This is a genomic window from Nocardia sp. NPDC004860, assembly GCF_040609015.1.
In the GTDB taxonomy this organism is placed as follows: domain Bacteria; phylum Actinomycetota; class Actinomycetes; order Mycobacteriales; family Mycobacteriaceae; genus Nocardia.
This window is the reverse complement of record NZ_JBEXJI010000003.1, coordinates 411,826-431,779: the sequence shown is the minus strand read 5'-3', so window position 1 is coordinate 431,779 and position 19,954 is coordinate 411,826. Positions and strand designations below refer to the sequence as shown.

16 protein-coding genes are annotated in these 19,954 nt (G+C 69.9%); 9 read left to right on the top strand and 7 right to left on the bottom strand.

The window, feature by feature from the left end:
• Positions 1 to 108: 108 nt before the first annotated feature.
• On the bottom strand, positions 109 to 2,004 hold the full coding sequence (locus tag ABZV44_RS09635; protein ID WP_354833840.1) for a protein kinase: 1,896 nt from the start codon (positions 2,002 to 2,004) through the stop codon (positions 109 to 111).
• Positions 2,005 to 2,228: 224 nt separating this feature from the next.
• Here ABZV44_RS09635 and ABZV44_RS09630 point away from each other — a divergent pair, with 224 nt between their 5' ends.
• The 4 genes from ABZV44_RS09630 (at position 2,229) to ABZV44_RS09615 (ending at position 6,502) form a co-directional block, all read left to right on the top strand.
• Positions 2,229 to 2,999 carry a deoxyribonuclease IV gene (locus ABZV44_RS09630; protein WP_354833838.1) on the top strand — a complete coding sequence of 257 codons (771 nt, stop codon included), beginning with the start codon at positions 2,229 to 2,231 and terminating at the stop codon, positions 2,997 to 2,999.
• Between the two features lie 147 nt (positions 3,000 to 3,146).
• Positions 3,147 to 4,097 carry a TauD/TfdA family dioxygenase gene (locus ABZV44_RS09625; RefSeq protein WP_354833837.1) on the top strand — a complete coding sequence of 317 codons (951 nt, stop codon included), beginning with the start codon at positions 3,147 to 3,149 and terminating at the stop codon, positions 4,095 to 4,097.
• 270 nt (positions 4,098 to 4,367) lie between these two features.
• Positions 4,368 to 5,579, top strand: coding sequence for a CaiB/BaiF CoA-transferase family protein (locus ABZV44_RS09620; protein WP_354833835.1), 1,212 nt, complete (start codon positions 4,368 to 4,370; stop codon positions 5,577 to 5,579).
• Positions 5,576 to 6,502, top strand: a complete 927-nt coding sequence (locus ABZV44_RS09615) for a hydroxymethylglutaryl-CoA lyase (protein WP_354833833.1) — start codon at positions 5,576 to 5,578, stop codon at positions 6,500 to 6,502. Before ABZV44_RS09620 ends, ABZV44_RS09615 begins: the two co-directional genes overlap by 4 nt.
• Positions 6,503 to 6,513: 11 nt before the next feature.
• On the opposite strand, the gene ABZV44_RS09610 is transcribed toward ABZV44_RS09615, so the two are convergent.
• Positions 6,514 to 6,759, bottom strand: coding sequence for a hypothetical protein (locus tag ABZV44_RS09610; protein ID WP_354833831.1), 246 nt, complete (start codon positions 6,757 to 6,759; stop codon positions 6,514 to 6,516).
• A gap of 303 nt (positions 6,760 to 7,062) precedes the next feature.
• Between ABZV44_RS09610 and ABZV44_RS09605 the strand changes: the two genes are divergently transcribed.
• Positions 7,063 to 7,560 carry a hypothetical protein gene (locus tag ABZV44_RS09605; protein ID WP_354833830.1) on the top strand — a complete coding sequence of 166 codons (498 nt, stop codon included), beginning with the start codon at positions 7,063 to 7,065 and terminating at the stop codon, positions 7,558 to 7,560.
• 197 nt (positions 7,561 to 7,757) lie between these two features.
• Here the strand turns inward: ABZV44_RS09605 and ABZV44_RS09600 are convergent, their stop codons facing one another.
• Positions 7,758 to 8,885: an acyl-CoA dehydrogenase family protein gene (locus tag ABZV44_RS09600; protein ID WP_354833828.1), complete on the bottom strand. Its 1,128-nt coding sequence runs from the start codon at positions 8,883 to 8,885 to the stop codon at positions 7,758 to 7,760.
• A gap of 9 nt (positions 8,886 to 8,894) precedes the next feature.
• Complete coding sequence (locus tag ABZV44_RS09595; protein ID WP_354833826.1) at positions 8,895 to 10,064, bottom strand: acyl-CoA dehydrogenase family protein; 1,170 nt, start codon at positions 10,062 to 10,064, stop codon at positions 8,895 to 8,897.
• Positions 10,065 to 10,294: 230 nt separating this feature from the next.
• Here ABZV44_RS09595 and ABZV44_RS09590 point away from each other — a divergent pair, with 230 nt between their 5' ends.
• Complete coding sequence (locus ABZV44_RS09590; RefSeq protein WP_354833825.1) at positions 10,295 to 11,047, top strand: hypothetical protein; 753 nt, start codon at positions 10,295 to 10,297, stop codon at positions 11,045 to 11,047.
• Positions 11,048 to 11,128: 81 nt separating this feature from the next.
• Here the strand turns inward: ABZV44_RS09590 and ABZV44_RS09585 are convergent, their stop codons facing one another.
• Entirely contained in the window at positions 11,129 to 12,925 is a 1,797-nt protein-coding gene (locus tag ABZV44_RS09585; protein ID WP_354833824.1) for a DEAD/DEAH box helicase, read from the bottom strand.
• A gap of 251 nt (positions 12,926 to 13,176) precedes the next feature.
• Here ABZV44_RS09585 and ABZV44_RS09580 point away from each other — a divergent pair, with 251 nt between their 5' ends.
• Together ABZV44_RS09580 and ABZV44_RS09575 are read left to right on the top strand one after the other, a co-directional pair.
• Entirely contained in the window at positions 13,177 to 14,001 is an 825-nt protein-coding gene (locus ABZV44_RS09580; RefSeq protein WP_354834108.1) for a carbon-nitrogen hydrolase family protein, read from the top strand.
• 54 nt (positions 14,002 to 14,055) lie between these two features.
• Positions 14,056 to 14,703 carry a phosphoribosyltransferase family protein gene (locus ABZV44_RS09575; protein WP_354834105.1) on the top strand — a complete coding sequence of 216 codons (648 nt, stop codon included), beginning with the start codon at positions 14,056 to 14,058 and terminating at the stop codon, positions 14,701 to 14,703.
• Here ABZV44_RS09575 and ABZV44_RS09570 read toward each other — a convergent pair.
• Positions 14,697 to 15,224: a gamma carbonic anhydrase family protein gene (locus tag ABZV44_RS09570; RefSeq protein WP_354833823.1), complete on the bottom strand. Its 528-nt coding sequence runs from the start codon at positions 15,222 to 15,224 to the stop codon at positions 14,697 to 14,699. The two genes, ABZV44_RS09575 and ABZV44_RS09570, sit on opposite strands and share 7 nt — an antisense overlap.
• A gap of 17 nt (positions 15,225 to 15,241) precedes the next feature.
• Entirely contained in the window at positions 15,242 to 15,964 is a 723-nt protein-coding gene (locus tag ABZV44_RS09565; protein WP_354833821.1) for an alpha/beta fold hydrolase, read from the bottom strand.
• A gap of 391 nt (positions 15,965 to 16,355) precedes the next feature.
• Between ABZV44_RS09565 and ABZV44_RS09560 the strand changes: the two genes are divergently transcribed.
• Positions 16,356 to 19,940 (top strand): AAA domain-containing protein, encoded by a 3,585-nt coding sequence (locus ABZV44_RS09560; protein ID WP_354833819.1) that lies wholly within the window; start codon positions 16,356 to 16,358, stop codon positions 19,938 to 19,940.
• The last annotated feature ends 14 nt before the right edge of the window (positions 19,941 to 19,954 follow it).

The following is a 19,954-nucleotide window of genomic DNA, read 5'->3' as shown; positions in this document are numbered from 1 at the left end:
GCTGGCCTATGGAGCCGCAGTCCAGAACGAGACGGGCCGCGAACCAGATACTGCGCCGACCCTAGCCTGATCAGCTTCGGGATTCGAATATGCGAGGTCAGCGAGCGGTCAGTTGATGGGGGCGTTCTTCCACCACTTCAGGACCGGATCGAGGCTGCCGGTGAGGCCGTCGGTGTACATGAGGTACTGGGCGCGGTTGTTGTCGCCGGTGAAGGCGGTCACCAGGCGCGGGTGGCTGTCGTCGGTGAGCTGGTAGTTGGTGTAGGTCTTGCCGCCGTTCGCGTCCTGCGACTTGGTGTCCGGGGTCAGACCGCTCAGAACGGTCTGCACGGTGGCGGCCGAGTCGTAGGCGAAGATGCGGTAGAAGGGGTCGTTGTTGTTGCTGCCGCCGTAGCAGCGCCACTGCACCTTCCAGTCGCCGAAGTCCGGGGTGCCGTCGGTGGCGTCGGAGGAGACCGGCGAGTCGGCCACCCAGCAGGTCGCGCCGTTGTAACCCTTGCCGCCGGTCTTGACGGCGGGCAGCAGCTTCGGGAACTGCTTGGCCGCGACCGACCAGTCGATCTGCTGGGCGCCCCCGGGCGCCGCGCCCGCCGAGGTGTTCACCACACTGCCCGGCCCGCCACCGGCCTTGGTGCCACCGGCCTTGCTGCCCGCCGCCGCGATCACCGCGACCACCACGATGAGCAGCACCACCACCGCCAGCACGATGCCGATGATGAGCCCGGTGTTCGACTTCGCCGGCGCCGCCGGCCGATGCGCCCCCACCGGCGCGACCGGCGGACGCTGCGGCTGCCCCGGGCTCGGATAGGTGTAGGACGGCGGCTGGGTGTACTGATTGGTCCCGCGCCCGGTGTAGTTACCGGCGACCGGCTTGGGCGGAGCCGGATTGACCTGTGTCGGAGCCGGATACGGCACCGCCGCGGACGGCGGCGCGGTCTGCGGGCGCGGGCCCGCGGTCGGCATGGGCGCACCGGTCATCGGCACCCCGGTCGAGTACGAGCCTCCGGTCATCGGATTGCCGGTCGGCATGGCACCACCCGTATACATGGGCATACCGGTCGGCATGGCGCCCCCGGTCGGGGACGGCGCCACCGGGCTCGGCCCGCCGGTGTACGGCATGACCGGCATCGGCGGCGACGTGCGCTGCACCAGCGGAATGGCCGGCGCGCTCGGATTGGCCAGGGCGCGACGGGCGGCCGCCGCGAAGTCGCTGCAGCTGGGGAAACGATCCTCAGGACGCTTGGCCATGGCCTTGGCGATCACCATGTCCAGGCTCGGCGGCAGTCCGGCGCGCGCACTGCCCAGCGGCGGCGGCGGATTCTGCAGATGCCCCTGGATGACGGCCGCCGGATTGGTCGCCGAGAACGGACCGGACCCGGTGAACAGCCAGAACAGCGTGCAGGCCAGCGAGTACTGGTCGGAGCGGCCGTCCAGCGCGGAGCCGGTCAGCTGCTCGGGCGAGGCGTAGGCCAGGGTCGCGGTGAACGTCCCGGTCTGGGTCAGGTGACCGCTGTCGTCGCGCAGCCGCGCGATGCCGAAGTCGGTCAGGTACACCCGCTCGCCCTTACCGCCGGTGGAGCGGGCCAGCAGGATATTGGCGGGCTTCACATCCCGGTGCAGCACCTCGTTGCGGTGCGCGTAATCCAGGGCGTCGGCCATCTCGGCGACGATCTGCACGGCCCGCTCGGGCGGCAGCGTCTGCGGATTCACGCTGGCGGCGTCGATGCCGTCGATGTACTGCATGGAGATCCACAGCTGGCCGTCCTCGAGCCCGCGGTCGTAGACGGTGACAATATTGTGGTGGTCCAGTTGCGCGACCAGGTCGGCCTCACGCTCGAAGCGGGCGCGGACCTCCTTGTCGAAGACCATCTCCCGATTCAGCAGCTTGAGCGCCGTCATTCGCGGCAGCCGCGGATGCTTGGCCAGGTACACCGAACCCATGCCACCCCGGCCGAGCTGCCGTTCGATGACATACCCAGCAAAAACGTCACCGTTGGACAGCATGACGATCTCCCACTTCCCATTCCACGTGCCGGGACCCACCAGCGCGCGAGGTACCACAGACGATCGGCGTGATCGTTCGGGCCGATCCGAAAACACCGAAACTGTAGCCGATTCGCGGCCTACCGAACTATCTACGCGCAGTCCGCTAACGCAACACTCAACGTTTGCTTATCGCCGCTGGTGACCCCGTCTGCGCTGTCGGGGGTCGGGGATACGCTGGCCGCATGCGCATTGGAGCTCACGTCCGAATGGACAGCGACCCGATCGGCTTCGGCGAGAAGCTCGGGGCCGACGTCATCCAGATGTTCGTGGTGGATCCGCAGAGCTGGGACAAGCCCCAACCCCACCCGCGGGCCGAGGAGATCAAGGCCAGCGATATCGACCTGGTGGTGCACTCCTCCTATCAGATCAACGTGGCCAGCCTGAACAACCGGCTGCGCATGCCCTCGCGCAACGCGGTGGCGCAGCAGGCCAAGGCCGCCGCCGAGCTGGGCGCCTTCGGGTTGGTCGTGCACGGCGGCCACGTGCGCTCCGACGAGGAGATGGCCGAGGGATTCGTCAACTGGCGCAAGCTGTTCGAGCGGCAGCAGGACAAGGGCGGATTCGCGGTGCCCATCCTCATCGAGAACACGGCCGGCGGAAATCACGCCATGGCACGGTATTTCGACGATATCGGGCGGCTGTGGGACGCGGTCGGCGACTTCGGGGCCGGGTTCTGTCTCGACACCTGCCACGCTTGGGCGGGCGGTGAGGAACTGGTCGGGATCGTGGAGCGGATCAAGGGGATCACCGGGCGCATCGACCTGGTGCACCTGAACTCCTCGCGGGACGCCTTCGATTCGGGCGCGGACCGGCACGCCAACTTCGCCGACGGGACCATCGACCCGCAGTTGCTGGCCGAGGTGTGCCGCACGGCCGGAGCGCCGGTGATCCTGGAGACCCCGGCCGACGGTGTCGCCGACGATCTGGCCTATCTCCGCGAACACCTCGGGTAGTTCTGCCCGAACACCTCGGGTAGCGCCGGGCGTTCGCTCACGAGCCTTTCGATCCGGCTGATCCTGAACCTGTTTCACCGGACGCCCCGATGGTGTGCTGGTCACGGCTCGAATCCGGGCCGGACTCCATCGGGCGAAAGGCATTGCATGTCCGTCGATTACGCAACATCCAACCTCACTGTCGTGCAGCTGGGCAGCAAGATCGGCGCGCGCATCGACGGCGTGCGACTGGGCGGCGATCTGGATTCGGTGACCGTGCAGGCCATCCAGGACGCGCTGCACAAGCACAAGGTCATCTTCTTCCGCGGGCAGGAGCACCTGACCGAGGACGGGCAGTACGAGTTCGCGCAGCTGCTGGGCGCGCCGACCACCCCGCACCCGACCGTCACCTCCAAGGGCGTCAAGACGCTGCCCATCGACTCCGAGTACGGCCGCGCCAACAGCTGGCACACCGACGTCACCTTCGTGGACCGGATTCCGAAGGCGTCCATCCTGCGCGCGGTGCACCTGCCTCCCTACGGCGGCTCCACCACCTGGGCGTCGACCGTGGCGGCCTACGACTCGCTGCCCGCGCCACTGCGGGCCCTCGTCGAGAACCTGCGCGCCCGTCATACCAATGCCTACGACTACGCCGCCGACCGCACCGAGGTCGCGCGCGGCGAGAACGCGCAGGTGACGGCCAATATCAAGGCCTACCGCGAGGAATTCGAGTCCACCTACTACGAGACCGAGCACCCGGTGGTGCGCGTGCACCCCGTCACCGGCGAAAGCGCGCTGCTGCTCGGGCATTTCGTGAAGAACTTCGTCGGCTTCTCCGCCGCCGAATCGCAGGCCCTGTTCCAGCTGCTGCAGAACCGCGTCACCCGGTTGGAGAACACCACCCGCTGGAACTGGCAGCTCGGCGATGTGGCGATCTGGGACAACCGCGCCACCCAGCACTACGCCATCGACGACTACGACGGCCAGCCCCGCCGCCTCACCCGCATCACCCTGGCGGGCGACGTCCCGATCGGCGTGAACGGAGAAACCAGCACCATCATCACCGGTAATGCCGAGCACTACTCGATCATCGAGGAGGTCGCACCCCGCGCCGCCTGAAGCTGTGTTTGATTTGCCCTCCGCTTCGCTCCGGGCGGGTTCGCGGCCCTGAAGGTCTCGTTCTTCCCTCCTCCGCTTCGCTCCCCCGCTCCGAGGCGGAGGTCTATCAAGCCGCAGTCCAGAACGAGACGGGCCGCGAACCGACAGGGTGGTCCGAACTTTCGTGGAGTCGTTGTAGGTTCCGCGATCGGCACGCCGATGCAACTGTCCTCTCGACCGTCGCACCGGCTTCGCCGTTTTCGGGGACCGCCCATCGTGCAGACTGTGAGCATGGATATTCGGCCGCTCGACGGCGTTCGGGTTCTGGAACTGGGCAACTACGTGGCCGCGCCGACGGCCGGGCGGATCCTCGGGGACTTCGGGGCCGAGGTGATCAAGGTGGAGCGGCCGAAAACCGGTGATGAGCTGCGGAATTGGCGACTCTACGGCGGCGATACCTCGATGCTGTACCGGACGGTCAACCGGAACAAGAAGTCCATCACGCTGGATCTGCGCACCGAGGCCGGACGCAGGATCGTGCTGGATCTGATCGAGCAGTGCGATGTGCTGCTGGAGAACTTCCGGCCCGGGATGCTCAAGAAGTGGGGGCTCGGGCCCGAGGCGCTCAACGAGGCCAATCCGAATCTGGTCATCACCCGCATCTCCGCGTACGGCCAGACCGGTCCGCTCGCGCAGCGGCCGGGCTTCGCGGCGGTGGCCGAGGCAGTCGGCGGGTTGCGCGAACTCGTGGGCGATCCGGACCGGCCGCCGGTGCGGGTCGGCGTGTCCATCGGCGATTCCATTGCCGGGATCTACGCCGCGTTCGGCACCGTGATGGCGCTGTTCCAGCGCGAGCGGGTGCAGCGGGTTCCCTTGGAGCAGCGCGTGATCGACGTGGCGCTCAACGAATCCATTCTGTCGGTCATGGAATCCCTGGTGCCCGACTACCTGGCCTACGGCATCAATCGCGAACGCGTCGGCGGGCGCATGGAGGGCATCGCGCCCAGCAATGCCTATCCGTGCAGCGACGGCACCAGCATCATCATCGGCGGCAATGGCGACGCCATCTTCCAGCGGTACATGCAGGTCATCGACCGTCCGGACCTCGCCGCCGATCCGGAGCTGCAGGACAATGCCGGACGCTGGCGCCACCGCGAGCGGCTCGACGCCTCGATCGCCGAGTGGACGCGGGTGCGCACCCGCGAGGAGGCGCTGCGGGTGCTGGAGGCGGCCGCGATTCCGTGCGGGCCCATCTACACCGCCGCCGACATCGTCTCCGACGAGCAGTACCGGGCGCGCAATATGATCCAGCCCTTCCGGGTGGACGTGGGCGAGCCCGAGCCCAAGGAGGTCGGCTTCCCGGGCATCGTCCCGGTGATCGGCGGCCGATCGCTGCCCATCCGCAATGTCGGCCCGGACCTCGGCGAGCACACCCGTGAGGTGCTCACCGGCCTGCTCGGCCTGACCGACGCCGATATCGATGCCCTGGAGGCGAACTCATGACCCTGCGCGATGTCACGCTGCGCGACGGCCTGCAGCTCACCGGGAAAGTGCTGCCCACCGAGCGCAAGGTCCAGATCGCGCGGCAGCTGCTGGCGCTGGGCGTGCCCGAGCTGGAGATCGGATCCATGGCGCGCCCGGATCTGGTGCCGCCCATGGCCAATACCCTCGAGCTGGTCGCCCAGCTCACGCCCGCGGAACTGGAACGCTGCTGGGTCTGGGTGGCCACACCCCGGCACGTGGCGCGGGCCGCGGAGGCCGGCGTGCGCAATTTCCAGTACTGCTTCTCGGTGTCGGATGCGCACAACAAGGCCAATATCGGCCGCACCACCGAGGACAGCCTGGCCGCCATGCCGGAGGCGGTGCGGCTCGCCGCGGAGGCGGGCGGGCGCATTCAGCTCTGCCTCGCAACGGCTTTCACCTGCCCGTTCGACGGGCCGGTGGATCCCGCGCGGGTCTTGGCCATCGCCACGGATCCGCGCACCGAGGGGTCGGCGGACATCGTGGTGGCCGATACTCTCGGCCAGGCGCATCCGGGTCAGGTCGGCGCGCTCATCGGCGCGGTGGCGGCGACCGGGCACTGGGGAACGCCGCAGCACCGCATCGTTTTTCACGGTCACGACACCTGGGGCATGGGCGTCGCGAATTCCCTGGCGGCCCTGGGCGCCGGCGCGGCCGTGGTGGACGGTTCACTGGGTGGGCTGGGCGGGTGCCCGTTCGCGCCGGGCGCCTCCGGCAACACCTCGAGCGAGGATCTGCTGTTCGCTACCCGTCCGGAATGGTTCACCCCGTCCGTATTGTCGGATCTGGTGGGGATTTCCGAGGAGTTGCTGACGGAACTCGGTGAGCCCAACCGGTCTCGGACGATTGAGGGCGCACGATCCGAAGCCGAAGCATTCGAATGGGTAATTGCCGCAAATGCCTAATTCGCGGAAGATTAGCCAGCGTGCGCGTCGGCCCGAAGTTTGAGCAACACCAAACCCGCGGTGCAGGCGAGAATCAGTCCGGCGACGGTGATTTCGACGCGTAGCCCGGCAATGCCGAGTACCGCGCCGGTAAGCCCACCCAGGAAGATCAGCCAGGCGACGGCGCGGGCCAGGATTGCCGACATCCGCAGCCCGGGGGCCGCAGGTTCTCCTGCACGCGCCGATGCGCGCAGCGGAGATGCCGAGAATGCACCCATCATCCACTCCTCGATGACGCCCGCCGGGTCTCGCGATTCTTCGGCGCGCCCCTCGGCAAATTTCGAGCGTCTCACGTGTAACTTTGGACACACATTACGGCTCTGCAACGGAAAGTCCATACGACACGTGCCCAAAACGCGGCGAGTTTACTAATTCGATATCTGAATCATGGCTGTTTGAGATATTTCCGAGGCCTACGGAATCGCTTGCGCCGTCCGGTTATCGAAGCGACCACCCGCCTGGCCCCGCCCTGCGGCCTCCGTTAGGGTGAGCCCACTCGACACGAATCAGGAGTGCCACCAATGGACGGCAGCAACGCCGGCGCGGACGAGCGCGGCCTCACCCCGCTGCGTCACCTGCCCAAGCCCGTGGCGGGTGCCGCCGCGGCGGTCGGCGCGGTGTCGGCCGGGCTCATTCTCCTGGGCGCCTGCGGCCTCGGGCACAACGACACCTACGTCGCGCCGCCGCCGCTGAACGCCGATCTGCAAGCGGCGCCGGTGACTTCGACGAACAACAGCGCGAGCACCACGCCCGCCGTCGTCATCCCGCCGTCCCCCACCTGGCGGGTGGCCGCCGACCAGCCCTCCCGGCGCGCGCCGATCTCCACCATCACCGGAACCCCCGACGATCCGGCCGCGGACCCGAGTGCGAGCATCCGCTCCACGCCGTCGCGCGCCACCACCACGCGCCCGGCCACCACCGAAAGCCCGCGCGCCACAACCGAACTTCCGGTCACCACGGTGCCGCCGACCGCCCTCCCGACGACGGATCACCCGGCCTCGGACAACTCCGACGGGTAGCGCGGCCGGTCCCCCACCGAGCTCACCGGTCGCCGTCTTCGACCGGAGCGCCCTTCCGGCCACCGAGCTGGTGTACCCGGCCCTCGGCACCACCGAGAGCAGGAGCATGCCGAGATCCACTGTGCACCAGTGAATTCCGCGTCGGCCAACGCACCCGCTCCGGCTGGAGCGGGGCGCGGCGGCCTCGGTGGTGCGGGTCAGAACTCCACGAGGGAGTAGTCGCCCACGCGATCGGCGAGAACGCGCAGGTGTTCCAGGTCGCCGCCCAGGGTGCGGGCGATGGCGGTGAGACGGGCAACGTAGTGACTGACCGGGTATTCGGTCGTGATGCCGATACCGCCGTGCATCTGGATGGACTCCTGCCCGATGTGGCGGGCGGAGCGACCGACCTGCAGCCGGGCGCGCGACACCGCCACCCGGTCGGCGGAACCGTCGGCGACGGCGGCCGTGGCGTACAGGCTCATGCTGCGCGCGAGTTCCAGGGACACATACATATTGGCGGCCCGCTGGGTCAGGGTCTGGAACTTGGACAACGTGACGCCGAACTGCTTACGCGTCCTCAGGTATTCGGCGGTCAGCCGCAGGGCCTCCTCCATCGCGCCGAGGGATTCGGCGCACAGGCTCGCCTGCGCCGCCACCTCCACCGCGTCCACCACCGGCTGCGCGTCACCGCCGTCGCCGAGGAGCTCGGCTGCGGCGGAAGCGAATTCGAGCTGCGCACCGCGGCGCTCGTCGAAGGTGCGGTAGGGGGTGCTGGTGACGCCCTCGGCGTCGGCCGCGATCAGGAACAGGCCGATGCCGCCGCCGGGAAGGGCGGCGCTGACCACCAGCTGATCGGCGCAGTCACCGTGCGGGACGGGGTTCTTGACGCCGGTGATCCGATAGCCGTCACCGTCGCGGACCGCGGTGGTGGCCAGTTCGGTTGCGGGCCACCGGGTGCCGGGCTCCTGGTGCGCGAAGGCCAGCAGGGTCTCGCCGCCGGCGAGCGCGGGCAGCACGCGCTGCCGCTGGTCGGCGGTGCCGGCGCGGGCCACCAGCCCGCCGGGTACGAGCACGGCGTCGAGGAAGGGTTCGGGCGCATTGCGGCGGCCGATCTCCTCCATGACCACCATGGTCTCCACCGGCCCGGCGCCCACGCCGCCGTCCTCCTCGTCGAAAGCCAGTCCGAGGACGCCCAATTCGGCGAGCTGCCGCCAGACGTCACGGTTCCAGCCGAGGTCGGTGTCGGTGACCTTCAGGCGGGTCTCCGGGTCGTAGGCGCGGCCCAGCAGATCCCGGACCGTGTCCCGCAGCATGACCTGTTCATCGGTGAGTTCGAAATCCATGGCGGCGGCTCACAATCCGAGAATGGTGGAGGCGATGATGGTGCGCTGCACCTCGCTGGAGCCTCCATAGATGGTGGTCTTGCGGAAGTTGAGATAGCCGGGACCGCTGCGCTGTGCCCAGCCGGGCGAGGCGATGTCCCCGGCGTTCACCGGCAGCGCGTCCGGCCCGGCGACGTCCAGCAGCAGCTCGGTGGCGGCCTGCTGCAGCTCCGAACCGCGCAGCTTCAGCACCGAGGAGGCCGGATTCGGCTTGCCGTCATTGGAATTGGAGACCACGCGCATGAGCGTGAGCTCCAGCGCCAGCAGCTCGTTCTCGATCTCGGCCACGCGCGCGGCGAACGCCGGGTCCTCGAGCAGCGTGCCGCTGCCCGAACGGATCTGCGCCGCATACTCTTTCGCGACGCCCAGCTTCACCTTGGTGCGGCCCACACCGGTGATGCCGGTGCGCTCGTTGCCGAGCAGGAACTTGGCGTAGGTCCAGCCCATGTTCTCCTCGCCGACCAGCTGATCGGCGGGCACCCGGACGTTCTCGAAGAAGACCTCGTTGACCTCGTGGTGGCCGTCGATGAGCTTGATCGGCCGGATGGTCACGCCGGGGGTCTTGACGTCGAAGAGCAGCATCGAGATGCCGGCCTGCTTCTTGACGGTCGGGTCGGTACGCACCAGGCAGAAGATCCAGTCGGCGTACTGGGCCAGGGTGGTCCAGATCTTCTGGCCGTTGACGATGTAGGAGTCGCCGTCGCGCACCGCGGTAGTGCGCACCGCCGCCAGGTCCGAGCCCGCGTCGGGCTCGGAAAAGCCCTGGCACCACCAGATGTCGAGATTGGCGGTGGCCGGCAGGAAGCGCTGCTTGAGCTCCTCGGACCCGAACTGGGCGATGACCGGGCCGATCATCTGGGCGTTGAAGGTGAGCGGCTCCGGCACCGAGGCCAGCTGCATCTCGTCCTCCCAGATGTGCAGCTGCATGGGCGACCAGTCGCGGCCGCCCCACTGCACCGGCCACTTGGGCACAGCCAGGCCGTTCTCGTTGAGGATGCGGTGGCTGGTGACAATGTCATCGCGAGAGAGCTCGAGACCGTATTTCATGCGGTCACGGATCTCCGCCGGGATCTTGGTCCGGTAGACCTCGCGCAGGTCGTCCCGGAATTTCACCTCATCGGGTGATAGGGCCAGCTTCATTGCTTCTCCCGAGGAGCGTCGCTGTGATGTCGCCATCAAACTTACCCCCCGGTAATGGTCTGATTGTCACCCGGATCACACCGACCGGACGGCCCGGGCGCTCGGCTCGCAGCGACTCGGCATCCCGGCTCTCGAGCCGAGCTGGTAGGTTGCCCAGGAATCCGATACCCGAATTCCGGGACGTCGGGCTGTTGTGGCTCGGCGAGAATATCGACGCAGGAGCAGCACGAGTGAACGGTTGGACTCTGTCCCGGCGCGCCCTGGCGGTCGCCGCCCTCACGGCCGCGGCCACCGTCGGCGCGACCAGCGCGGCCACCGCCGACCAGCCGAAGACGCCCGTCGAAACCGGCATCGACCAGCTCACCCAGGCCGTCGGCGACGATGCCGGCGGCCGGGCGGCGGTCGCCGACATCGCCCGATCGGCCCAGCTGATCGCCGCCGCGAAGCTGGAAAACGTTCAGTTCACGCCGTTCTCGTACCTGGCGCCCACCCTCGGCTGCGGCTTCAACATGCCGTTCAGCCTGACCTCGGCGATGGCCGTCACCGGCGTCACCGGTCCCAACACCTCGGTGTCGCTGCCGCCGGGCAATGTCAGCTTCCAGGTCATGGCGCAGCAGAACGGTTTTCCGACCGCCTCCGGCCTGAGCGTGGCCTGGCTCAATGTGAACAACGGCCGCAGCGGCATCACCGCCCTGGACGACCAGACCGAGTACAACCTGCCCTCGCTGTCGAAGACCGTCGACGCCGGCGCGGGCACCGTCGTCGCCTCACTGTGGGGCACCATCGACTACCCGGGCGCGCGCTGCGTGGTGCTGCCGACCGTCGGCCTGTTCACCGTGTCCGACACCCCGCCCGCCCAGCCTGCCGCCCCCGCCACCCCGGACGCGTCGGCCCCGACCACCTCGGCCGCCCCGGCGACCCCGGCGGCTCCGGCACAGGCTCCCGACGCCGCCCCCGGCGCGGGCGCACCCGGAACGAACTGACCTACGGCAACGCCGCACCCTCGAAAACGCAACGCCCGCATCCCTTCCGGATGCGGGCGTTGATCGTTTCGAGCGGCGGGCTCAGAACCGCGGCTTGCGCCGGGCGTCCGGGCGCTTGCCCTCGCGGCGCGGGGCGCGGCTCATGGAGCGCCCTCCGGGCGGGCCCTGGTCCAGCTGGAGATCGATGAGCTGACCGCTGATCCGGGTACGGCTCAATGCATTCAGAGTTTCCTTGGACAGGTCGGCCGGCAGCTCCACCAGCGAGTGGTCCGGACGGATGCTGATGTGGCCGAAGTCGCTGCGGCGCAGGCCACCCTCATTGGCGATGGCGCCCACGATCGCGCCGGGGGCGACCTTGTGGCGCTTGCCGACCGAGATGCGGTAGGTGACAAGCTCCGCGCCGGTCTGGCGATGCCGGGACGGGCCACTCGGCTCGCGACGCTCGCGGGGACCGCGGTCACGCTCGTCGAAGGAACGCGGGGCGCGTTCGCGGCGCTCGCGCGCCGTCGGCTCCGGATCGGGCTCCATGAAGAAGTTGTCGCCGTCGTGGCCGCCCACCGCCAGCGCCGCGGCGATATCCACCAGCGGGATATTGTGCTCGCGCTCGTAGTCCTCGATCAGCTTGCGGAACAACGGCAGATTGACCGAGGCCAGATTCTCGGTGATGGTGTCGCCGAACTTCTGCACACGCTGGGCGTTGACGTCCTCGACGCTGGGCAGCTGCATCTCGGTGACCTGCTGGCGGGTGGCGCGCTCGATGGCGTCGAGCAGCCGGCGCTCGCGCGGGGCCACGAACAGCAGCGCGTCACCGGAGCGGCCCGCGCGGCCGGTGCGGCCGATGCGGTGCACGTAGGACTCGGTGTCGTGCGGGATGTCGTAGTTGACGACGTGCGAGATGCGTTCCACGTCCAGGCCGCGCGCGGCCACGTCGGTGGCGACCAGGATGTCGAGCACACCCGACTTGAGCTGGCCGATGGTGCGCTCACGCTGTGCCTGCGCGATGTCGCCGTTGATGGCGGCCGCGGAATACCCACGCGCGCGCAGCTTTTCGGCCAGCTCCTCGGTGGCCTGCTTGGTGCGCACGAAGATGATCATGGCCTCGAAGGACTCGACCTCGAGGATGCGGGTCAGCGCGTCCAGCTTGCGCTGATACGACACCAGCACCCAGCGCTGGGTGATGTTGGTGTTCGTCGACGTCTTGGTCTTGACCGTGATCTCGGTCGGGTTCTTCAGGTACTGCTTGGAGATCTTGCGGATGGCCGACGGCATGGTCGCGGAGAACAGCGCGACCTGCTTCTCGTCGGGCGTGTCGGCGAGGATGCGCTCGACATCGTCCTGGAAGCCCATCTTGAGCATCTCGTCGGCCTCGTCGAGCACCAGGTACTGCAGCTGCGACAGGTCCAGGGTGCCGCGCTCGAGGTGATCGATGACGCGGCCCGGCGTGCCGACGACCACCTGCGCACCGCGCTTCAGACCGGACAGCTGCACCGCGTAGTTCTGACCGCCGTAGATGGGCAGCACGTGCAGGCCGGGCATGTGCACCGCGTAGCGGCCGAACGCCTCGGCGACCTGGATGGCCAGCTCCCGGGTCGGGGCCAGCACCAGCGCCTTCGGGGCCTTGCCGGTCATCTCGATGCCCATGAGGATCGGGATGGCGAAGGCCGCGGTCTTGCCGGTACCGGTCTGGGCCAGGCCCACCACGTCCGCGCCGTCGAGCAACGGCGGAATCGTCGCCGCCTGGATGGGCGACGGCGATTCGTAGCCGACATCGGCGATGGCCCGCAGGATGCGGTCATCGATACCCAAATCAGCGAAGGACGGGCCGGAAACGTCCCTCTCGTCGTCAGTGGGAACGCTGTCGGCCGGTGAGGTACTCATTGCCACGGATTTTACTGCCTGCTAGCTGCGGGCTTGACCATCGGGTGAATACCCTGGGAGTCGTGCAACCGGACAACCCGCCCGCGCCCGCCGCCCCGACGCCCTCGAGTTCCGTGTCCGGACTCGGAAATCCCGAACCCGCTCCCGCTCGCAACTACGTCACCGGAACCCTGGCCACCGCCGATGCGGGCAGCTCGGGAGCAGTGGTGACGGCCGTGCACGAAACGGCCGCCGCGGCGGAGCGGCCCGCCGTGACCGAACCGGCCGGGTCGGTGGATGTGGCGGTGGTGCAGTTCGATCCCTACACCGACACCGTGGCCAATCTCACCGCCCTGCGCGCGGAGGTCAAGGCCGCCAGCGAACTCGGAGCGAAGGTGGTGGTGGCGCCCGAGTATTCGATGTTCGCCACCAAGCGCCTCGACGATCGGGTGCTGGCCGCCGCGGAACCGCTCACCGGACCGTTCGTCACCGGATTGCGCGGTATCGCAGCCGAATTCGGGGTGCACGTGGTCGCCGGCGTGGTCGAGTCCGGGGGCCCGGACCAGCCCGCCGGGCACGTCTACAACACCCTGGTCGCCGCCTCGCCCGACGCCGAATTCGCGGCCGTCTACCGGAAGGTGCATCTGTACGACGCTTTCGGATCGCGCGAATCCGATCTGCTCATCCCCGGGCCCTTGGACCAGTCCCCGACCTTCACCGTGGACGGCGTGGTGTTCGGGCTGCAGACCTGCTTCGATCTGCGCTTCCCCGAAGGCATTCGCCGGTTGGCCGCCGCCGGGGCGCACGTGCTGCTGCTGCCCGCCCAGTGGATTCCCGGTCCCGGCAAGGTCGACCAGTGGACCACGCTGCTGCGCGCCCGGGCCATCGAGAACACCATGTACGTCGCCGCCGCCGACCAGGCCGCCCCGCGCGGATCCGGGGCCTCCATGATCGTCTCCCCCACCGGCGCGGTGCTGGCCGAACTCGGCGACCAGCCGGGCATCGCCACCGCCCACATCGACCTGCGCCACCTCACCGAGGTCCGCACCACGAATCCGAGCCTGGCATTACGCCGCTACACGATCCGCGGAGAGTAGAGCCACCCAGAACCCTGCCCCGGAGCGGAGCGGAGGGGCAAAATGGACAGAGCGATGATCTATCCGGATCGGGCGGCCGCCGGACGCGCGCTGGGTGGGGTGCTGGGGCACCTGCGCGCGGCGGATCCGCTGGTGCTGGGGCTGCCCCGGGGTGGGGTGCCGGTGGCCGTGGCGGTGCGCGACGTGATCGGCGGCGACCTCGATGTGCTGCTGGTGCGCAAGCTCGGGGTGCCGTGGCAGCCGGAACTGGCCATGGGGGCCATCGGGGAGGACGACGTCCGGGTGCTGAACTACGACGTGGTGCGGCATACCGGGGTGACGCCCGATCAGCTGGCGGACATCGAGAGCGTCGAGCGGGCCGAGCTGGAGCGCCGCCGCGGGATACTGCGGGCCGGGCCGCCGATCGATCTGAAGGACCGGACCGTGGTGATCGTGGACGACGGCATGGCGACCGGCGCGACCGTTGCCGCCGCCTGTGAGATCGCCGGGCTGCACGAGCCGCGCCGGGTGGTGGTGGCGGTGCCGGTGTCCTCGGTCGAAGCGCTGCACCGGATCCAGGAGATCGCCGACGAGGTGGTGTGCCCGCTGGTGCCGCGGGCCCTCGGCGGGGTGGGCGGGGCCTACCGGGACTTCCATCAGCTCACCGATGCGGAAGTGGTGAAGCTGTTGCGCCCCACCGCTTCCCGGGATGCGGATCAGTGAACCTCGGTGATGCCCGTGCGGTGTCGCTGCGCGAGGTCGGCGTAGAAGCTCGGATTGGTCTTGACCCACAGTTCGGCCGGGGTGCCCGCGAGCGGCTTCTTGACCTGGGCGGGTGAGCCGGCGGCCAGCACGCCGTCGGGAATCTCCTGCCCCGGGCCGACCAGCGAGTGCGCGGCGATCATGACGCCGCTGCCGATCTTGGCCATGTCCAGGACCGTACTGCCGTTGCCCACAATCGATTCCGCGCCCAGCGTCGCGCCGTGGAACACCACCGAGTGCGCGATCGTCGAACCCGCGCCGATCTCCACTGTGACGTCCTGCGGCACGTGGATCACGGCGTTGTCCTGCACATTCGCGCGTTCCCGAATGATGATGGGCGCCAGGTCCGCACGCAGCACCGCGCCGTACCAGACCGAGGCGCCCGCCTCGACGCGCACATCGCCGATCAGGGTCGCGGTGGGCGCGATGAACGCGGTCGGATCGACCGTCGGGCGCTTGCCTTCGAATTCGTAGAGGGGCACGCCCTCACCGTAATCCTTCAGACCAGCGAGCGGGCGTGCACGAATTCGACGATCTCCGCGGTGACCTCGGCGTGCGCGGGCTCGTGCAGCAGGTCGTGACCGGCATCGGGGTAGGTGTGGAAACGCGCGCCGACCTGGGCCGACCACTCCCGCACCGGTTCCACCGGCGCCCGGCGATCGTCCGCGCCGTGCACGATCAGCACCGGCAGGCCCGCGGGCAGCCGCGGTCCCGGCCAGTCCGACTCCTGCTCGGTCGCCAGTGCGGCACGCGAGCGGGAACCGCCCTGGGCGCGAGCATGATTCGCGGATTCGGCACCGCGGGCGGACTTCGGGGACCTGCCCTCCAGCACCGCCTTGGGCGTCCCGCACAGCACCAGTCCGGCGAAGTCGCCCGGCTGCGCGTCGCGCAGCACGGCCAGCGTGGTGGCCGCGCCCAGGGAGTGACCCATCAGGAACGGGGTCGAAGTCGCGTGCGCGTGCACCTGGTCCAGGAACAGCCGGGCGTCGGCGGCCAGCTCGTGGATCGTGCCCGGCCTTTCGGGATCTCCTTCGCTGAGTCCGTGCCCGGAGGTGTCCAGGGCCCAGAGTTCGATGCCGCGGGCGGCCAGCGCCCGCGCGAATCGGTGGTAGTGCGCGCTGTGCTGGCCGATTCCGGGTAAGAACGCCAGGACGGCCTGTGCGTCATCGAGCTGCCATCGGCGGTAGTGAAGGCGGCCGCGAGCGCCCGCTAGGTAGAGCATCGGCAGATTGTGACAGACCCGCACGGGTTGCGGGGCCGCTCGAAACAAGCGACTGGCGAGTAACGAGCGAACCTGCCGGACAGCGACGCGCCGCCCGGCGGTCCGCGGGGCGACACGCCGGAATGGCGATCCGATTTCTGGTGTCCGACCGGGCCTCGAGCCGCTGTCGGCGGCTGCGGGGCGCGCGAGTCGCGTTGTCTCCCAACATCGCCCGCAAACGCGTGCTGACGTGGCCGAGTCATGGCGGGTCCGGACCGGTGCGCGGGCCGCACCTGGCAGCACATCACACCGCCCGTAGTCATTACGCTATGGCCCGACTCGGCCATGTGACGACGAGACCCCGGCCGGGTGCGGGTGTCGGCGGAGGAGAGGCACAGGAGGGCCGCGATTGATGCTGTTCGGTGATCGTGTCGTGTGCAGCACCGGAGACCTGGTGGCGGCGGCGCGTTGTGAGTTCGCGCTGCTGCGCGCGCTCGACGCCGAACTGGGACTGGTGACGCCGGTCGAGTTCCCGTCGCCCGGCACGCTCACGCGCACCCCCGACCCGGCCGTCGAACACCGCCTCGCCGACCTACGCGACCGATACGGGCCGGGCGTCACCCGCATCCGCGTATCCGAGCCCGCGGCCGACGCCCTCGCCACGACCGCGCTCGTCTCCGAGGACCTGCGCGAGCGCGCACTGGCCGGACTGCGGGACGCGCACGACCGGACGCTGACGGCACTGCGGGCGGAGGCCGAGGCGGTCGCGGCCGGTGTGGTCTTCGACGGGGACTTCGTGGCGCGCTGCGAATTCCTGGTGCGCGATCACGCCCCCGAGGGACACGACTACATCGTGGCCGGGGTGGCGGGCCGGCGCGGCGGGATCGCGACCCTGCTGGGCCTGGCCGCCGCCGCGGAGGCCCTGCGGCGCAACGGCTTCCGATCCGCACCGCAGGTAAGGGTGTGGGAGGACGGCGTCCCGGTCACGTACACGCTCGCCGACATGGCGGTCGTCTACGAGGCGCGGCGGGCGCGGCTGAACCTCATCGTCGACACCAAGCTCGGCGAGCTGCTCCCCGTCCAGTGGGGTGACCGGCGCTTCCTGGCCTGCGGCCACTGCCCCACCTGTACGACCGAACTCGAGACCCGCCGGGATCTGCTGCTGGTGGCGGGAATGCGCCCGGCCACCCGCGCCCACCTGCGCGACGCGGGGATCGCCAGCGTGGACCGCCTGGCCGTCGCCGACGCCGCCGTCACCGGCATCCCGTCCGCCACCCTCACCACCCTGCGCCGCCAGGCCGAGGTCCAGATCCTGCGCGAGCGCACCGGCCGCCCGGTGCACGCCCTCATCGATCCGGCCGCGCTGGCCGCCCTGCCCGCGCCGACCCGTGGCGACCTGTTCGTCAGCGTCACCCCGGTCAATCCCCCCGACACCGCCGACCTCCCGCGCGCGGGCTCCGGAATCGCCCGCGCCGCAGGCGATGTGATCGTGCAGATCAGCGCGCTCGAGCCGGCCGACCGGACGCCGGCGGACTACCCGGCCGCGCCGGCCCTCCGCGTAGCCGAAACCTCCTCCGCGCCGGCGATATTCGTCCAGGACCCGGTGGAATCGGCCGACGGCGAGCAGTTCGCCGAACAGCGCGGCAGCGCCGCGGTCGCGACCTTCGAGCAGGGTCCCGGGGTGAGCACGGTCGCGCTGGGATTCGTGCCCGCGCCCGCCGTGCCGAAACCGGAGCGCACCTTCGTCATTCGAGCCGACGGCCCGGACGGCCTCGGTCACGGGAGCCGTTCCCGCCGCCGCGACGACGCGGACGCGCTGCTGGAGTTCCTGATCGAGCGCCAGCGCGAATGCCCGGATCTGCGGATCCACCACTATCGCGGCGATCTGCGCGGTCTGCTGCACACCATCGGCGAACGCGATTCCGAGGGTGAGGATGTGGTGGCGGAGCTGCTACCCGCGCTGGCCGACCTCTACCCGGTGGTGCGGGCGGCGCTGGTGGTCGGCGAGCGCTCCTACGACCTCCACCAGCTGCCGCCCAATCAGGAGGAGAGCGGCGGTGGCGCGGAAGCCGTACTGCGGCTGCGGGATTGGCTGCTCGACCTGGCCGCCGGGCACGAGGTCCGGCCCAGCCGGCGGTGGTCCTACGACTACGCCGAGACCGGGCCCGACGAAATCGAGGCGGCCCTGCGGGAATTCGCGGAGACCGACGGCGAGGAGCGCGGCCCGGCGCAGGAGGCGGCCGGGCTCGCGGCGGCGGCGCTGGGCTATCACCGGCGCGAGCGGCGGCCGCTGCGCTGGGCGCACGACGACCGGCTCGACCATCCGGTAGCCGAATGGGCCGACACCGCAGGGGTTCTCGTCGCCGACTCCGGTTCGGTCGACACCGACTGGCACGGCACCGGACAGCAGCCCATGCGGCGCTATCTGACCCTCACCGGCCGGTTGGGCACCGGCAACGCACCGCCGCCGGGCACGGCGGTGCTCACCCTCTACGATCGCCCCGCGCCCGGCATGACGGTCACCCCGGGCCAGCGCGCGACGGCACACGCCACCGTCCTCGGCTGCGCACTGGACACCAATTTCGAGGACGTGGTGCGGGTGGTGGAGATACTCCCCGTGGGCTGCGAACCCTACGACGAGCTGCCCTCGGCCATCGCGCCCTGCCCGCCGGGCCACGACATCCATCTCGCGGAAGCCTTGGAGGACACCGCACATCAGCTGCTGGTGACCCTCCCCCAGGTGCCCGAGACCGCCGTCTTCGACATTCTGTGCCGCCGCCCGCCGCGCCTGCGCGCGGGCGCGGCTCTGCCCGAGGTGTTCGGCGATCACGCCGCCGCCGTCACCGCCGCGGTCCTGGATCTCGACAATTCGTATGTGGCCGTGCAGGGCCCGCCCGGCACCGGCAAGACCGACACCACCGCGCGCGCCGTGGAACGGCTCGTCACCCGCTACCGGTGGCGGGTCGGCGTGGTGGCGCGCTCGCACCAGGTGGTCGAGCACGTGCTCGACGCCGTGGTGCAGATGGGCGTGCTGCCGGAGCTGGTCGCCAAGGCCGACACCCAGGCGGTGGCGCCGGAATGGCTGCCCATCGAGGCCTCGCGCTATCCGCGCTTCCTCGACAATGCCGTGAACGGCTGTGTGGTGGGCGGACTTTCGAGCGACTTCACCGACCTCGAGCGCATCGCGCGCGACAGCCTGGACCTGCTGGTCATCGTGGACGCCGGGAAGTTCCCGCTGGCCGAGGCGGTGGCCGTGGCCGTGTGCGCCCGGAACCTGCTGCTGGTCGGCGACCCCGCGCCGCCGACCGGACACGGCGCGCATCCCGAGCCGATCGCCGAATCCGTGCTGGGCCGGCTGCTCGGCGCGCACCGCACCCTGCCCGCCGCCTACGGCTACTTCCTGGACCGCACCTGGCGCATGCACCCGCGCATGTGTGGCCCGGTGTCGCGGCTGCGCTACGACAATCGGCTGCGCTCCAATGAAACCGTCACCCTCGCACGGGAACTCGACGGCATCCCGCCCGGCGTGCGCACCGTGCCGGTGGAGCATCACGGCAACAGCACCGAATCCGCCGAGGAGGCACGGGAAATCGTGCGCCAGGTGCGCACGCTGCTCGGATTGCCCTGGCACACCGGCGCACTCACCCGCCGCCTGCATCCGCACGACATCCTGGTGGTGGCCCCCTACCACGCCCAGGTGGCGCGCATCCGGACCCTGCTGTCGCGCGCCCGCATCGAGGACGTCCTGGTCGGCACGCCCGACCACTTCCAGGGCCGCGAGGCCGCGGTGGTGCTGGTCTCCATGACCACCTCCGCGCCCGAGGACGCCCCGCACGGGATCGGCGCGCTGCTGTCGCGGCACTGGCTGACCAGCGCGATCTCGCGGGCCATGTGGTCGGCGATCATCGTGCGCTCGCCGCTGCTGACCGAATACCTCCCGGCCACCACCGCCGAGCTGTCCGACCTGGCCGCGGTACTGCAGCTCGACCGGGTCTAGCCCGGGCCCCGTCC

Bases quoted from the DNA above. Each gene is read 5' to 3' on its own strand.
- ABZV44_RS09635 (WP_354833840.1), bottom strand. From the start codon at position 2,004: ATGCTGTCCAACGGTGACGTTTTTGCTGGGTATGTCATCGAACGGCAG.
- ABZV44_RS09630 (WP_354833838.1), top strand. From the start codon at position 2,229: ATGCGCATTGGAGCTCACGTCCGAATGGACAGCGACCCGATCGGCTTC.
- ABZV44_RS09625 (WP_354833837.1), top strand. From the start codon at position 3,147: ATGTCCGTCGATTACGCAACATCCAACCTCACTGTCGTGCAGCTGGGC.
- ABZV44_RS09620 (WP_354833835.1), top strand. From the start codon at position 4,368: ATGGATATTCGGCCGCTCGACGGCGTTCGGGTTCTGGAACTGGGCAAC.
- ABZV44_RS09615 (WP_354833833.1), top strand. From the start codon at position 5,576: ATGACCCTGCGCGATGTCACGCTGCGCGACGGCCTGCAGCTCACCGGG.
- ABZV44_RS09610 (WP_354833831.1), bottom strand. From the start codon at position 6,759: ATGGGTGCATTCTCGGCATCTCCGCTGCGCGCATCGGCGCGTGCAGGA.
- ABZV44_RS09605 (WP_354833830.1), top strand. From the start codon at position 7,063: ATGGACGGCAGCAACGCCGGCGCGGACGAGCGCGGCCTCACCCCGCTG.
- ABZV44_RS09600 (WP_354833828.1), bottom strand. From the start codon at position 8,885: ATGGATTTCGAACTCACCGATGAACAGGTCATGCTGCGGGACACGGTC.
- ABZV44_RS09595 (WP_354833826.1), bottom strand. From the start codon at position 10,064: ATGAAGCTGGCCCTATCACCCGATGAGGTGAAATTCCGGGACGACCTG.
- ABZV44_RS09585 (WP_354833824.1), bottom strand. From the start codon at position 12,925: ATGAGTACCTCACCGGCCGACAGCGTTCCCACTGACGACGAGAGGGAC.
- ABZV44_RS09575 (WP_354834105.1), top strand. From the start codon at position 14,056: ATGATCTATCCGGATCGGGCGGCCGCCGGACGCGCGCTGGGTGGGGTG.
- ABZV44_RS09565 (WP_354833821.1), bottom strand. From the start codon at position 15,964: ATGCTCTACCTAGCGGGCGCTCGCGGCCGCCTTCACTACCGCCGATGG.
- ABZV44_RS09560 (WP_354833819.1), top strand. From the start codon at position 16,356: ATGCTGTTCGGTGATCGTGTCGTGTGCAGCACCGGAGACCTGGTGGCG.